Annotated in this window: 9 protein-coding genes; 3 read left to right on the plus strand and 6 right to left on the minus strand. The window is 40.8% G+C overall.

Going from position 1 to position 16,683, the window contains the following annotated elements:
- Positions 1 to 130: 130 nt before the first annotated feature.
- The 6 genes from V7K46_RS11135 to V7K46_RS11160 form a co-directional block, all read right to left on the minus strand.
- A complete protein-coding gene (locus V7K46_RS11135; RefSeq protein ID WP_335113002.1) occupies positions 131 to 1,390 on the minus strand; it encodes a glycosyltransferase in 1,260 nt (419 codons plus the stop codon).
- A gap of 102 nt (positions 1,391 to 1,492) precedes the next feature.
- Positions 1,493 to 1,960, minus strand: a complete 468-nt coding sequence (locus V7K46_RS11140) for a DUF2141 domain-containing protein (RefSeq protein WP_335113004.1) — start codon at positions 1,958 to 1,960, stop codon at positions 1,493 to 1,495.
- A gap of 79 nt (positions 1,961 to 2,039) precedes the next feature.
- Positions 2,040 to 3,023 carry a glycosyltransferase family 2 protein gene (locus V7K46_RS11145; RefSeq protein ID WP_335113007.1) on the minus strand — a complete coding sequence of 328 codons (984 nt, stop codon included), beginning with the start codon at positions 3,021 to 3,023 and terminating at the stop codon, positions 2,040 to 2,042.
- A gap of 332 nt (positions 3,024 to 3,355) precedes the next feature.
- Positions 3,356 to 4,360, minus strand: a complete 1,005-nt coding sequence (locus tag V7K46_RS11150; RefSeq protein WP_335113009.1) for an NAD-dependent epimerase/dehydratase family protein — start codon at positions 4,358 to 4,360, stop codon at positions 3,356 to 3,358.
- Positions 4,361 to 4,569: 209 nt separating this feature from the next.
- Entirely contained in the window at positions 4,570 to 5,748 is a 1,179-nt protein-coding gene (gene devC, locus V7K46_RS11155; RefSeq protein WP_335113011.1) for an ABC transporter permease DevC, read from the minus strand.
- A gap of 53 nt (positions 5,749 to 5,801) precedes the next feature.
- On the minus strand, positions 5,802 to 7,010 hold the full coding sequence (locus V7K46_RS11160; RefSeq protein WP_335113013.1) for an ABC exporter membrane fusion protein: 1,209 nt from the start codon (positions 7,008 to 7,010) through the stop codon (positions 5,802 to 5,804).
- Positions 7,011 to 8,690: 1,680 nt separating this feature from the next.
- Here V7K46_RS11160 and V7K46_RS11165 point away from each other — a divergent pair.
- The 3 genes from V7K46_RS11165 to V7K46_RS11175 all read left to right on the plus strand — a co-directional run bounded on the left by V7K46_RS11165 (position 8,691) and on the right by V7K46_RS11175 (position 16,653).
- Positions 8,691 to 9,020 (plus strand): hypothetical protein, encoded by a 330-nt coding sequence (locus V7K46_RS11165; RefSeq protein WP_335113015.1) that lies wholly within the window; start codon positions 8,691 to 8,693, stop codon positions 9,018 to 9,020.
- 328 nt (positions 9,021 to 9,348) lie between these two features.
- Positions 9,349 to 14,793: a beta-ketoacyl synthase N-terminal-like domain-containing protein gene (locus tag V7K46_RS11170; protein ID WP_335113017.1), complete on the plus strand. Its 5,445-nt coding sequence runs from the start codon at positions 9,349 to 9,351 to the stop codon at positions 14,791 to 14,793.
- Positions 14,794 to 14,925: 132 nt separating this feature from the next.
- Positions 14,926 to 16,653, plus strand: a complete 1,728-nt coding sequence (locus V7K46_RS11175; protein WP_335113019.1) for an SDR family NAD(P)-dependent oxidoreductase — start codon at positions 14,926 to 14,928, stop codon at positions 16,651 to 16,653.
- Positions 16,654 to 16,683: the final 30 nt, after the last annotated feature.

Below are 16,683 nucleotides of genomic sequence, written 5' to 3' on the forward strand. Positions count from 1 at the left end.
GCAAAAGCGTGTATTTTGACAAGGTTTATAGCTAATTTAATTCGATTAAATATAAGATTATATAATTTGAAGACTAGGGAATGTTTAGTGTAATAACTTTCATGCCCTAGTTTATATCTAGCAATTAACTTCAAAGAGAAACCTTGCTATCAATAGGTTGATCCAACCATTGATAAGGACGATATTCGACTAGCCGGATATTCCAAGGCCCTTGGACCCGATAGCTGACACCACGCCAAGTGACTGTTGAAATCCACAGTGACGATAACATCGCTAACCCATAAACCCACTGTGTCAGGGGAATCCCAATTAACATTTTGAAGATTGTAGCAGCTGATAATTTTGCGATCGCCTGGTCATTAGAGCGAACCACTCGCTGTATCTCTAATTCCAACACCAGCATTACCAAAAGTAATCCGACAGTATAAACTCCATAGCAGCCTAACAAGAGAGCCGCAGTTTCCCATTTTGTCTCTAACAACGACTCTAGAATTAACAGGATGACTATAGTCGGAAACAAAATGCTAGAAACAGCTTCACTAATTAAAGCTAACCAACGTGGGTGATACAGTCGAGAATAAAGGATGAGGCGCTTAAGATAATCTATTAAGTTGAATAAATCAGTCTCTTCACGATTTACTATCAGCAGCGAAGGCACAAACTTTACATGCAACCCATGTTTTTTGAGGATGTTGTGCATCATAAAATCTTCGCCTAAAGCTTGTCCCCACTTATCTAGCAGTTCTGTTTGGCGAAGCACTTCTGTTTTCATAGCCAAAGTCCCACCCCAAGGAATCTGGAAGATAAACATTTGCACTACTGCGGATACATTGCCTATGTAGCGCACTAAAGATCCCCAATACTTACCTGTAGGTACGTACCAACGATAACCTGTTGTCGCCCCCACTTTGGGATCACCTAAAGGACTGACTAATTCTCGCAGCCAATTCACATGGACTATAGTATCAGCATCTACTAGGGCAACCACCTTATAGGAATCGTCCAACTCATGGATAGCTTGCACTAAAGAACTGCATTTGAGACTACAATTGTTGCGTACTGTTCGCAAAGGGCTAATTTGAACGTTGGTCGCTTCTTGCTCTGTGATCGTTTCACTAGCAATTTTCCAAGCGGGATCTTCGTGACTATCAACGATCAACTTTAAATCATACTGTGGATAGTTCTGATTTAGGAGCGATCGCAAACATCTAGGCAAAAACGGATCGGCTCCACGTAGGCAAAGAATCACTGCTGTTTTGGGCAACTGGTCATCTGGTAACAAGTTTTTTTTGGATGAGCGCAGATACCATATAAAGACAAGCGTTAAACACACCTGAATAACTAGCCAACTCATCAAAGACTTAGAGAAAAATATCGCCAAATCTTCCATTAAATTTTTAATCTCCGATAGGATTAAGGATTGGGGACTGGGGATTAGGGATTGGAAATCAGAAGTATCTTTTAGAGAAGCAGTACCCAGTCCCCAGGCCCTTTAGGAATCAAGCGAATATTTCATAATAATGTTGACTGTTGTATTTTTGTTTACAACAAAACTGGCCTCACGAAACTTTGGCGCACCTGTTTGTATGGACACAGTTGGATTTTTAGAAATCCCAAAACCTTCTTTGGGAATACCGAAAAAGTCTTTGTTGAGTTTGCGATCGCCATTCTGATCATCAACTACAGCGACAGCATAAGTTCCAGGCTTCAAACCGGAAAATTCTTTTTTGACAGAACTTCCAGTAATCTTAACGCAGCCACTTTGATCTCCACTAGAATTACTCATCGGAAATCCTCGTTCACTTGGGTAAACTCTCAAGCAAATCTCACCTTTTTGGTGATGTATTCCATTTACCACAACAGTTAGTGTTTCAGTTGGTTCAGCATTCACTGTTTTAGCAAAGCTGATGCTCACTAAAGTAGCAAGCAAAACATGACAAACTTGAGATAGTTTCAGCATAGTTTTGGAGTGAAAAATAGGTGATTTTGTGCTTCAAAAAAAGCTGCGATCGCCAGCTTTTATTTTTAAACCGATTTATTCAAAGCGTGACTTGTGGTTTTTTAACTGATGCTTTATACCAACCTTTCCAAAGTACTTGTAGCACTTTTAGCAAATCTTTCAGCAAAAGATATTGTGTCCCTTTTAAATGCTGATATAGACTTATATGACAACATAGCCGCTCATACAAACTCAGGGGACTACGCCATATGGAGAGTACATACTCCCAGAATATTCTCCAATGTGGCAATAAAATTTTTCCTTTCTTTGCTGAATCAAACCACACTGCATACGCATAAAAATCAGGCAGCATACTCAATGAGGGTTTTTTACTGTTGTTAGTAAACAACAAATAATTAGGGAAATACATACTCATTGATTGTTGCGGATGGCTTCTGGCAAAAAACAGGTTTTCAGGGATTTCATAAAACCTACCGAGAATACCAAGTCTTAACAAGAGAATTCCATCTGCATTACCGTAACCACCCATAGGCGGTATCTTTCTCAAGGCACTGGCGCGAATTACACCGTAACATTGATAACATAAATGCTTGGTCAGCAATTCGTTAAAACGCTGCTGTGGTTTTAGTGCATCTGCCTTGAGTTTGATATCGTAATTTTGGAGAAAATTCCCCTGTTCATCAATAAAATATGTCTGGGAGTGACACAAGATGATGCTAGGATCTTGGTCAAGCACCTCAACACACTTCTTGATAAAATCTGGAGCATGTAGATCATCATAGGCTGCCCACTTAAAGTACTCGCCCGAAGACAATTTAAAGACGCGATCGAAGTTACGGGCGCAACCAATATTATTGTCATTGCGGTAGTAACAGATACGTTGGTCTTGCTCGGCGTATGCTCTACAAATTTCTTCAGTTTTATCTGTAGATGCATTATCTGAAATAATTATCTCAAAATCTTCAAAGGTCTGAGCCAAGAGTGAATCGATGGCTTCTTTGAGAAATTTTTCACCATTGTATACAGGTAATCCAATGCTCAATCGTGGCTGATTTATACTCATAGAAAACAAGCTTTTGGAAAATAGGTGGATTATTTTATGCTTAATTGCAGCTAATTTTAGGTAGATGCAACGTAAGAATCCATAAATTAGAATCTAGAAGTCAGAATTAAGAATACTTTGATACCTCACATCTTGTACCAAACTCCTAACTCCTGTACAGACGCGATTAATCGCGTCTCTACTCCTAACTCCTGTACAGACGCGATTAATCGCGTCTCTACTCCTAATTCCTGTACAGACGCAATTAATCGCGTCTCTACTCCTAATTCCTAACCCCTAATCCCTAACTCCCAACTCCTTACAATCCAACAATGATTATGAAAATCTGTGGACTATTTCATCAGCTTTTGAATATCTGTTTTTTGCAGCCATTTATGTGTTTGCTGCATTCCTTCTTCTAGGTCAATTGTTGGTTTATAATTTAACAGGCTTTGTGCTTTGACAATGGAACAAGCATAGGGACGAGTCATAAAATCTATAGACTCAGGTAAAATATCAACTTTTTGGCGAAAAAGTTTTTGTCCTTGAACACGTAGCTTTACAAACAACTTGATTTCATCTTTCGATAATGAAAGGGGTGCTGATAAACCTTCCATCGCTGCTAAACGCATAAAATACTCTTTCCAGGAAGTTTCTTGTCCATCGGTAATATTAAATATTTCACCATAGGTTTCTTTTTCTATCGCTAGAAAGATGCCATCAATCAGGTTATCTATATATACATGATTGATTACTCCATTACTATCGTTGGCACAGGCAAATAATTTTTGACGCATCATCAGAATTGGTCTGACTATCCAAGGAATACTTCCTGGGCCGTAAACATCTCCGGCCCGAATAACGATGATGCCAAAATCTGACGGATTATTCAGTTCTAATACTGCTGTTTCGGCTTCTATTTTCGTTTGACAATATGGATTATTTTCGCCAGAGAGTGGCCCGGATTCTGTAACACCATTCGGATAGTTGAAACCGTAAACCATCACACTGGATAGATGCACAAATGTTTTGACACCAGCCTGTTTAGCGGCTTTAGCTATGTTGACAGTACCGCCAACATTGATATCACGAAAATGGTTAATTGCGCCAGCTTCTTCGGCAATTTGATATGTATGTAAAACGATGTCTACTCCCTGACAAGCCTTTTGGGCAGTGGTAGAATCAGTGATACTACCGATAATTACCTCAACACCTAAATTCTGTAATTGTTTGTTCTGTTCTTTAGAACTTTGCAGTCCACGAACCTTCATTCCTTGCGCTATGGCTAACTCGGCTGCACGCAAACCGACAAGTTCATCAATCCCAGTAATTAGGAGGGTTTGGTTTTTGAGGTTCATAAAGTCGGGATTATTGTTAAATAGGTGAATTGCAGTTGTTAGATAAAAGACTTAAAGGTTATACCACATTTAAATTTTGGTAAAGACTTTTAATCTAAAATCTAAAGTTGATCCAAGGAGTAATTTTTCTGTGGAGAGGCTACACCAATGATTACTTATGAGTCTAAATCAGGGCAAAATAATTTGATGATTTTGCTGCTAGGAATCAGCTAAAAAATATCTCCCGGATCTGCGGAACGGAGTTTGTTGATAGCAAGTGCACCTGAGGTTATACACATTAATACTGTTGAAGTTAAGATGAGCAATGCATTATTAGTGGTCATAACTATTGGTAATTTAGTTGCTTCTGCTGCAAAACTATACAACAACACAGAACTAATCAATCCGGGAATATAACCTAAAATTGCCAGAATTAAAGCTTGCTGAAATACCACATTTAATAAATATCTATTGGCATAACCTATAGCTTTTAAAGTCGCGTAAGCAACGAACTGTGTAGCAATATTGCTGTAAAGAATTTGATAAACAATAACCACACCAACAACCGCAGCCATTGTCAACATCAAGTTAAGTATAAAACCAATTGGTGTTCTGATTGCCCAATATTTTTTTTCAAAATCAATAAAACCTTGGCGTGTAAAAACTTGCACATCATTAGGCAAACTTGCTTGCAAATTTTTCAGTACTGTTTCTGCATTACTACCAGGTTTGAGGGAAATCAAACCGATATCTATCATATCTGCCGGACGACTATTGGGATTTATCCTCAGGAAAGTTGAGTCACTGACAATTAAATTTCCGTCTACCCCAAAGGAAGGCCCTAAGCTGAATAAACCACCAATTCTCACTCTATAGCCAATTAATGAATTGAAGGGAAATATTTCAATTGTCTGTCCAGTATCTCCCGCATTAAATTTTTCAGCTATTGGGCCAAACTCTGGGCGAGAACCCCGGTCAAAAAACACGACATCAGGAATTTTGAGTTTATCTAAATTTTTCTCAACTTCTGGGATGTTCATCACAGGGTTACCTGGATCGAAACCAATAACATATATTGAATATTTTTCACTAGTTGCCGGATTTTTCAGTTTAGCAAATTGTAAATACATGGGGCTAACTGACTCTACGCCATCAAACCCCAAAGATTGGTACAAACTAGTCCGCGAAAAGCTTTGATTTGAAGTTAAAGATTTATATTGCGAACTAACTAAAAATAAATCTCCCTTGAGATTCTGATGCAGTGCGGTTGCACTTGAATAGAGAGCATCTTGAAAACCAAGTTGCACAAACATTAGCAACACAATAAAACCAATCCCGGCTACAGCTACTAATAAACGAACTTTTTGCTGGGCTAGCTGTAGCCATCCTAAAGGAATTTTGAAAATCATGGATTTATTTGTTAATTATTATTTGTCATTGGTTATTTGTGAATGACTAATGACTAAATATGAATGGCGACATCCACTTGTAAGTTAGTTAAACGAGCTACCCGTTGACTATCTGCGGGATTATCGATAGAGATTTTCACCTCAACTATTCTGCGGTCTGTATCTGAACTAGGGTTGAGGCTGAAGATGCCTTGCTTGTCAACTTGCCAACCAATCTCTTTCACAGTTCCCTTTAATGTTCCAGTAAATGCAGTGCTGGTAATTGTGGCTTTTTGTCCTACACGCACTTTGCGAACATCGGTTTGATACACCTCTGCAATCACATACATTTGAGATGTCTTACCTATCTCAGCAAATCCTTTGTTGGCGCTGATGACTTCTCCGGTTTTGGCGTGAATTTTTAATATTTTGCCAGCTATGGGAGATTTGATGTAACTTAAATCCAAATCGGCTTTTGCTTGTTGAACAGAAGTTGTTGCACTGTTGACTTCGGTTTGTGCGACTTGAACATCTACGCCACGCACTTCACTAATACTGGTGAGTTGCGCTTGTGATTGCTTTTTCTGTTCTTGGAATGTGTCTCGAGTCCGCTTGAGAGTGGCTTGGGCTTCTGTTAGCTGCTGTTGTGTAGTCTTTAGTTGCAAAGCCTTAGTATCTGCTATAGAAGCTGCGATCGCACCTTGTTTGTATAATTGCTGATAGCGATCGTTCTCGGCTTGAGCATTGTCTACCTCAGCCTGGGTGCGGGCGATTGTCGCCTGTTGTGTGGCAATGTCTCCTTTATATTGTGGCTCTAAACGGGCGATCGCTGCCTTTTGAGCATCGATATCTCCGGTTTTAGCTCCAGATTTCACCTGCGCTAGTTTAGCTTTGGAAACTTGCAGTTGGTCTAAAGCCTGTTGCAAAGCTGTTCTAGAACGACCATAATTTTCTAGATATGCCAATAATTGCCCTGCTTTAACCGCGTCTCCTTCTTTCACCAACAGTCTTTCTACTCGCACCCCATTATTAGAAGTGGGAGCAGTCAAAGTAGTAACTTCGCCTTCTGGCTCCAAACGTCCCAAGGCAGTCACAGCAAGTTTCACAGGAGTGGCAGCTTTTGGAGGAAGCGCTTGCGGTGTCTGAACTTTAGCCCTTGACCAAAACGTAGTCAAACTATAAAGAGCTATTAATCCGGCCGCTAAAGTCAGAGAAGCTGCTAAAATTGCTTGCGATCGCCCTATGGGTTTTCTGAATAATCGGCTTTCTTTATTCACTGCCATATTTTGATTCCAATTGTGCTTTATAAGGGGATAGACTGGTTATATTTAGTCCATTAGAATAGACTCATCTGCAAATTACCAAGAGGGCTTTTCCTCTAGAGTTTCTACCTTAATAAAGTGGATGGGTCTAAATTGGTTTTATATGAATTGTTGTACGTATTTGCCACCCAAAATCACTATTGTGGCGTGAAAATTAATGATGCTATTACTTCAAAGCTTCCTAAGTTATATCCTAATTTTACTTTTATTCCAGTAGCGTAAAATACAATAGCGCTAACCAGAAAACTTAACTTGCAATCATAACGAAGCGCTAATAAAAATGAACTAAAAACTTGGATAAACTTGTCCTTAAGTATGGCAAAAAATTTTAATTTTGTCAACTAATTGACTTTGCATAAATATTGATTCTATCACGTAAATATTTAATCCAAGTAAGATTAGAGACTGAAAAAATTTAATTATCACTAATTCCTCATCTGCCAATTGAATACTAACAAATAGTTATTTATTAAGCAGATTTGATATTACTAACAGATTATTGTTAGCTAGGTTGTGTACTATCAGACATTCTTATCAGTTTTGCTCCTACTAATTAAAGGCATGAAGTGATACCTTTGGTGCATTACGCCAACGGACATCTAAAAATACACTAGTACACTGTGGCGGAAGTTTGTTTACCTTTAACAAGGAATTTTGCCCCTTGTTATTACTAACATCCTGAGAAATCCTCTGCTTCGTTGACATCCCGCCTTGGAATAAATTCTAAGGCTAATAACTTGCATTCCTCTCAAGAGGACTATAGCAGTTCTCCTTCAGATGCAGGGCACAGCAATGCTGTATGCCTACGAATGGTATGTATTCCATGCAATTGATAACCGCTATAAATACAGAATTTGAAGCGATGTACATAGCTATCCTTGGTGAAAGGGAAAATAGAGAGCTTTTGAGCCGCTGAACTTAAGTTCTGGGCGGGATGTAGGTTAGCGCAATACTTTGACTGTTATAAAAATGTGGGTAAAGCCTCGTGTAGCTGCGGTTTATAATCGCTCTTTTAACTGATGCAATCATGATTATGTTTATCAAGCAACATACTAAAAATTAACATTTGCTTTATAAATAACCGCTTTGCTTCTTAACTTGACTTATATTGAAAAATAACCCAAAACTTTGATTCAATTATGATGTTTCTCTGAGAAAACATACCTATAATTATTCAATTTATCTATGTATTCATTGAATTGTTACTTACTAGACAATAGATTTGCATTATTAACTTAATCCAGCGCAAATTTATGGCTAACCCGTAGATAACAAAATATTTCACATGTTCAGCTAGTTACAAATTATACTTATTGGGTAATTTTTATGCAAAATTCACATCAGTAATAGTGGAGGTTTATTTATAAAATAACCTTAAAGAAATGATTTAGTTTCTGTAAAGTATGTTAGTGTTTTTATTAATTCAATGCTTTAAAGTAGTTATAGAAAGTAGTTATTTAATTAAGACTTTTAAATTAAAAATAACTAAACATAACTGCTTTGTCATCACCTTATGATCGTTTAATTACTTTTTCAAGTTGCATAAACTCGGATTAAAGGTGGTGTGTTTTCTGTAACGAACTTGTCAACTTTGCTGGGTCAAATCCCATAAACTAATTATCCTGGACGTTGAAACTGGCTATGACATTTATCAAGATACAGAACGTTGTCATGAACACCAGCTACGTTGCTGCAATTAAGCTAAATAATCAAACGATTTTGGGCGAAAAAAGCGTTTCTGTTCCCTTAGCTACTCCTCAGTTTTCATCGCTCCAGTGGGATACCATTGCTCAAAATCTTTACCATTACAAATGGATTGAATTTACTGGTCAAGCAGTTATTACACTCCAAGACTATTTTACCAGTTTTAACAACGTCATTGACCGTGCAAATTTTAGATTTTGGATTTTGGATTTTGGATTTTGGATTTTTTGTTTCGTCCTCCACTCATTCTGGGTAGAACAAATCTAAAAGACGCTCATAACGACGCTTGATTACTCACTATCGCTAACGCAAATCTAAAATCCCAAATTGGTTGACCTATTGCCACAATATCAAGAGTCTAACGTTGTCTAACATTTTTGTGCGATGTCTACGACGGGCTACGCCTACGCAGTGTGCAAAAATCGCCTAAAAATCTAGGGCTTTATCAGGGCAGTATGTGTCGTGTGGTGTCGATTTGGAGAAAAGCCTTTAGCGGAGATAGGATAGCTAACTGCTTACAAAACAAGAGTTTTTCATTATTAGTAGGCAACAGAAATTACTGTAGCTACACAATCCACAGTACTCACTATGCCCTATGTCTGCTTATTCAATTGATACTGCCTTAGCAGAGTTGGAGAGCCTGATCAATAATTGCGAAAAGGCTGTGAAGAGGTCTATAGAGGAAAAAAAAATGAAGTCAGATAAATCAGTGTCAATTAACAAAATTAACAGACAATTACAACACAATCCTATAGCCATTGTTGGGATGGCATCTCTATTGCCGAAAGCCAGAAATTTGCGAGAATACTGGCAAAATATAGTAAACAAAATTGACTGTATTACTGATGTTCCTTCTACTCACTGGAGCGTCGAAGATTATTATGATCCGAATCCTAGAACCACTGAAGATAAAACCTACTGTAAAAAAGGCGGATTTATTCCAGAGGTAGATTTTAACCCGATGGAATTCGGTATACCGCCCAGCATTTTGGAAGTCACAGATGTATCGCAACTGTTAAGTTTAGTGATTGCGAAAGAGGCGATGGAAGATGCAGGCTATGGTGAAAAACGTGAGTTTAGCCGTGAGACTGTTGGGGTAATCTTAGGCGTGGCCATGGCCAAACAGTTAGGAATGCCACTTTCTGCCAGATTGGAATATCCGATTTGGGAAAAAGCACTCAAAAGCAGCGGTTTATCCGATGAGGATACGCAAAAAATCGTTGAAAAAATCAAAAGCGCCTATGTGAAGTGGGATGAGAACGCTTTCCCTGGAATGTTAGCTAATGTAGTCGCCGGACGAATTGCCAATCGCTTGAACTTTGGCGGGATGAACTGCGTAGTTGATGCCGCTTGCGCTAGTTCCTTCGGTGCTTTAAAGATGGCAATTAGTGAGCTAGTTGAGCATCGTTCTGACATGATGCTAACTGGTGGTGTTGATACTGATAACACGATCATGGCTTTCATATCGTTCAGCAAAACACCGGCTGTTTCTCCCAGTGAAAATGTCAAACCTTTCGATGCTAAATCGGATGGGATGATGCTGGGTGAAGGTATTGGCATGATTGTCCTCAGACGCCTGGAAGATGCCGAACGCGACAACGATAAAATATATGCCGTAATTAAAGGCATTGGTACCTCCAGCGATGGGCGCTACAAGAGCATTTATGCTCCCCGCAAAGAAGGTCAAATCAAAGCTTTAGAACGTGCTTATGAAGATGCCGGCTTTTCTCCCGCCACTGTTGGTTTAATGGAAGCACATGGCACCGGCACAATGGCTGGAGATCCGACAGAATTCGGATCTTTAAAAGACTTCTTTGGCGAACATGATCACAAAAAACAGCACATCGCTTTGGGTAGTGTAAAATCGCAAATTGGACACACAAAAGCGGCTGCGGGGGCGGCAAGTTTGATTAAAACTGCTTTGGCATTACATCACAAAGTATTACCGCCCACAATTAATATTACTGAGCCGAACCCCAAACTCAACATTAAAAATTCCGCCTTTTATTTGAATACCGAAACCAGACCTTGGATTCGTGCAGAAGGGGAAGCGCCAAGACGTGCAGGTGTAAGTTCTTTCGGCTTTGGCGGCACTAACTATCACGTCGTCTTAGAAGAATATGAAGCCGACCAGAACCACGCTTACCGTTTACACAGTCCTGCTAGTGAAGTGCTGTTGTTTGCTCAGACAGTAGACCAATTGCTGACCAAATCTGAAGAGATTTTAGGTAAGTTGCGTTCACCTGAAGCAAAAACACACTATGCACAATTAGTCCAGGAGTCCAAATCTCCACAGATTCCCCTCTCTGCTGCCAGATTTGGGTTTGTAGCTGAGAATCTCGAAGAAGCTTGCAAGTTGTTGCAAACTAGCATTGACTGGCTGAAACACAAAGGAACAGCAGCATCTTGGGAGCATCCCCAAGGGATTTATTACCGCGCCTCTGGTATGGAATTGGGTGGAAAAGTTGTTGCTTTATTTTCTGGTCAAGGTTCGCAATACTTGGAGATGGGCCGGGAACTGGTAATGAATTTTCCTTTGATGCGGCGTCTTCATGGCTATATGGATAGCTTGTTACTCAAAGATAATTTACAGCCGCTTTCAGAAATCGTTTTTCCTCATCCGGTGTTTGAGGAAGCAGAAAAAAATGCCCAAATTGCTGCCTTACAACGCACAGAATATGCTCAACCAGCTATTGGGGTGTTGAGTGCAGGGATGTACAGCATACTGCAACAAGCTGGGTTCAAGTCAGATTTTGTGGCGGGACACAGCTTTGGTGAACTGACAGCGCTATGGGCTGCGGGAGTTTTGAGTACAGAAGATTACTTGTTCTTAGTGAAAGCTAGGGGTCAAGCAATGGCGGCTCCAGAAGACCCGGATCATGATGCGGGTAGTATGTTGGCTGTTAAAGAAGACATCAGCAAAGTAGAAGCAGTGCTGAGGCATTTTCCCCTAGTTGCGATCGCTAATCAAAATTCTCCAACTCAATTTGTCTTGGCTGGGCCTACCGCAGAAATCGCCAAAGTCAGAGAGGCTTTACACGAGAAAGGATATACGGCTGTATTGTTACCTGTTTCAGCAGCTTTCCATACACCGTTAATTGCCTTTGCTCAGAAATCCTTTGCGATCGCTACTAAGTCCGTCAAGTTCCAAAGTCCCAAAATCCCTGTTTACAGCAACGTCACCAGCAAACAGTATCCCAAAGAACCCCAAGGTATTCAAAAAATCCTGGAAACGCACCTTTCCAATTCGGTGCTGTTTAAGCAGGAAATTGAAAATATCTATGCAGCCGGTGGTACTTGCTTTGTGGAATTTGGGCCGCGGAGAATTCTCACCAACTTGGTAAAAGATATCCTTGGCGATCGCCCTCATCTCACCGTATCTTTGAACCCCAGCACTCAAAAGAATAGCGATCGCTCTTTGCGAGAAGCAGTTGTGCAGTTGCGGGTAATTGGTCTGGCTTTGAATAACCTCGATCCTTATCAACTTCCTCAAACTCTACCCCCAATTGAGACGAAGAAGACGTTAAATGTCCGTTTAAACGGCATCAACTATAGATCCGAAAAAACGAAAAATGCCTTCGCTCTAGCTTTGCAAGATGGGTACAAAGTTACATTACCTACCCCCGAACATTCTGATGCGGCTCCCTTATTCACCAGCCCAGGCGTAACTCCACCTATAGCAGTGATAGAGACTAACGGACATAAAAAAATACCTGCGATCGCCAACGGTGTGACTTCTAATATCATCACCCAAACAGAGCAACAAATGAATCCTGTGACCCTTTTACAACCAGCCCAGGAATCTAAGATGCAACCAACACCAGAAAAACTTACTAATTACCAACAGCTTTTAGAAAGTTTAGAATACCTCCTGACACAGTTTCAGGAAAATCAAGCCGAGAATTTACAAGTTCACGGAACTTATCTCAACCATCAAATGGAATATGCCAAAGCGTTTTTCCAACTGATGCAGCAGCAGAATTCCTTGTTGAGTGAAAGTAAATCAACAGCCGAAACTGCCAAAATGAAGCTAGTTGTCATGGAAAGCTTAGAGCGCAGCATGATGCAGTTTCACTCCCAACAAGGTGAAACCCTACGCATCCATGAGCAATATCTCCAAGAGCAGCTGGAATATACCAAAAACTTTTTCCAACTCATACAGCAAGAGTATTCTCAAATCATCTCAGGTGAGGGAACGACTCAACCTAGAGAGAAATTAAGCAACGGGGTACGCTATCCGTTGACCACAGAAACAACTGTTACTGATGCACCAGTACCCCCTACTACCAAGATAGTAGAAAGCCAGCCATTGCCTGTAACTGAACCAGTAGCTAAAAATGGCTCAACTGTTACCCCACCTCTCCCCCCCGCTCCCCAGGTGGTACCTGTAGTTGAAACTCCTGTATCCCCGACTTCTAAAAAGGATGAAAATTCCTCTTCTTTACTCCCTAATCTCTTCTCTCCACTCCCTATCGAGACAGTAGAGCCTGTAGCCGAGCCACCTGTCCCAGTAGTAGAACCTCAAACCGAGGTTGTAGTCACAATTAGCTCACCCCCAGTCAACGAAGTTATCGCATTTACCCCAGAACCAGCACCCACAACTGCTGCACCTGTATCTGGCGCAACCATCGATATTGTTGACTTGGATAAAAACCTGTTAGCGATCACCAGTGACAAGACCGGCTACCCAGTCGAGATGCTGGAAATGGACATGGACATGGAGGCGGACTTAGGGATTGACTCCATCAAACGGGTGGAAATTTTAGGGGCGCTACAGGAAATGTACCCCAACCTACCCAAGCCCAATATCGAAGAACTGGCTGAACTCCGCACCATCGGTCAAGTTGTCGAGTATCTGCAATCCCAGGCTTCCAAAAGTATTTCTGTAGAAATTGCAGTTCACGAAATACAACAACCAACCGAGATTCTAGTAGAGACTGCACCCGTAGTTGAGGTAGTCACTTCACCTGAACCAAGCCTAGTTGTCACATTTAACCCAGCACCAGAACCCACTGTAACTGATGAAGTTGTAGACTTAGGTCAAACCCTACTAGCGATCACCAGTGATAAGACCGGCTATCCAGTCGAGATGCTGGAACTGGACATGGACATGGAAGCCGACTTAGGGATTGACTCCATCAAACGGGTGGAAATCTTAGGGGCGATGCAAGAAATGTACCCCGACTTACCCAAGCCAAATATCGAAGAACTCGGAGAACTCCGCACCATCGGTCAAATAGTCGATTACCTGCAGCAGTTAGCTGGAGGTGAAAAAAAAAAGTTTGAGCCTGAGTTTGTCCAACAGCCACCCGAATTAGAGCATAATATCCCGCGCCATCCCGTCAAACTCAAAAGCTTACCACGGCCCGATTATTTGGATTTCACGTTACCAGAGGGACACATCGGTTTAATCACCGATGATGGTTCCCTCACCACTTATAAATTAACTGAATCCTTAATTGAGAAAGGCTGGAAAGTAGTAGTTATCAGCTTCCCCCAATCGCTCATCCCCCAGCAAGCACCGTTACCCACAGGAGTAACCCGCGTCACCTTAGCAAACTTGAGTGAAGAACATCTCCAACAACAATTGCAAGCGATCGCATCTCACTGCGGGGCGATTGGGGCCTTCATCCATCTCCATCCGATATTTGTCGGAAATCACACCGGGACAATTCCTTATCACGAACAGGAAAAGGCGATCGTCAAGCACGTATTTTTGATGGCGAAACACCTCAAACCCTCCCTCAACGAAGCTGCACGTCATGGACGTAGTTGTTTCTGCACAGTTGCTCACCTCGATGGCGCTTTTGGCTTAGAGTACAAAGTCAACTTCGGGGCGATCGGCGCTGGTTTATTCGGATTAACCAAAACCCTGAGATGGGAATGGCCAAAGGTTTTCACTCGTGCGATCGACCTAAGTCCCAGACTTGACGCCAAACAGTCAGTACAAAACATCATAGCCGAGCTTCATGACCCCAATCTTTATATTAGTGAAGTTGGCTACAGCTCACAAGGACGAGTCACCCTCATCGCCGATTAAAAAGCAGGTTAATCCCTTCATCTCTTCTCTCTGCGCTCTCTGCGTCTCTGTGGTTCGTTAAAAAAAACCGCAGAGGCACAGAGGACACAGAGAAAGAAAAAACCAAATTTATTCAGTTATTCACGAGGATTTATGACACAAACAGCCCAGCTTAGTCCATCATCTGTCTTTGTCGTGAGCGGCGGTGCAAAAGGGATTACGGCTGAGTGTACTATCAAATTGGCACAGCAGCAACCCTGCAAATTCATCCTCCTTGGTCGCTCCGAACTATTAGAAACCGAGCCAGATTTTGCTCAAAATTCTGACGAATCAGCATTGAAAAAATGCATCATGGAAAATCTTCTTTCCCAAGGAGAGAAGCCCACACCCATGAGTGTGCAAAAGATATATAACAAAATTACCTCCAGCCGCGAAATTAAAAACACCCTAGCAGCAATTCAAAAAACAGGAGCTAAAGCAGAATATATTAGCGTCGATGTCACAGATCCGCAAGCTTTACAAGAAAAACTTGCCAATGCTGTGCAAGATCTTGGGCCAATTACAGGAATTATCCACGGCGCTGGAAATTTAGCCGATAAGTTAATTGAAAAGAAAACAGAACAGGATTTTGAAAAAGTTTACACTGCCAAAGTGCAAGGATTAGAAAATCTACTTACTTGCGTTAACCCTAGTCAACTTCAGCATTTAGTTTTGTTTTCTTCTGTAACAGGTTTTTACGGAAATATTGGGCAGTCTGATTATGCGATCGCTAATGAAATTCTCAATAAATCAGGGCATATTTTCAAACAACAATATCCCTCATGTCATGTAGTGGCAATTAATTGGGGTGCTTGGGATAGTGGGATGGTGTCACCAGAACTTAAAAAGGCTTTTACTGAACGAGGAATCGAAGTGATTCCCGTAGAAGCTGGGACACAAATGTTAGTCAACGAATTGCATCCCGCCCATCGAGAAAATACACAAGTTGTCATTGGTAGCCCCCTAGTATCCTTGGCTAGGGAGTTAGATTCTGAACTATGCACCTATCGGATGCGCCGCCGAATGACAGTTGAAGAGAATCCATTTTTATTGGATCATGCGATCGCTAGTTATCCAGTGTTGCCTGCTACATGCGCTCTATCATGGATGATTGATTCTTGCGAACAACTTTATCCAGGATATAGATTTTTTGCTGCTCAAGATTTCAAAATTTTGAAAGGAATTACTTTTAATGAAAATCTGGCAAGTGAATATATTTTAGATGTTGAAGAGATTTCTAAAACTAATGCTCAACAGATTACATTCAACACCAAAATATCGAGTAAAAATGCAGATGGAAAAACATTTTATCATTTTAGCGCCCAAATCCAACTATTACTAGAAATACCCCCTGTCCCAATTTATGATGCGGTGAATTTAGAAGCAGATAATATCATCACTCTCACTGGCAAATCTTTTTATCAAAATGGAGAAACTACTTTATTTCATGGTCCCTGTTTTCAAGAAATCCAAAAAGTTCTAAATATCACCACAGAAAAAATTACTACACAATGTCTGTGGGAACAAATCTCAGATAAACAACAAGGACAATTTCCAGTCCAATGGGTAAATCCATATACAACTGACCTAAGTATGCACGCACTCTGGATTTGGACACAGCATTTTCATCAAGAAGGTTGCTTACCTGGACAAGTCGCAAAATATGAACAATTCGCAACCACACCACCCAATGAACCCTTTTACGTTTCTTGTGAAGTGAAAGCCAAAACACCCAGTAGTGCAACCGCCGATTTTATCATCCACAATCGAGAAGGACAAGTCTACTCACGTCTTCTCGGAGCAAAAGCAATTATTTGGTCGATGAAATTACTCAGAAGTTAGTAATTTTCAACTTTTTCTCTCTGCACCTTT

It is taken from the genome of Nostoc sp., from assembly GCF_036917395.1.
Taxonomy (GTDB): Bacteria; Cyanobacteriota; Cyanobacteriia; order Cyanobacteriales; family Nostocaceae; genus Nostoc.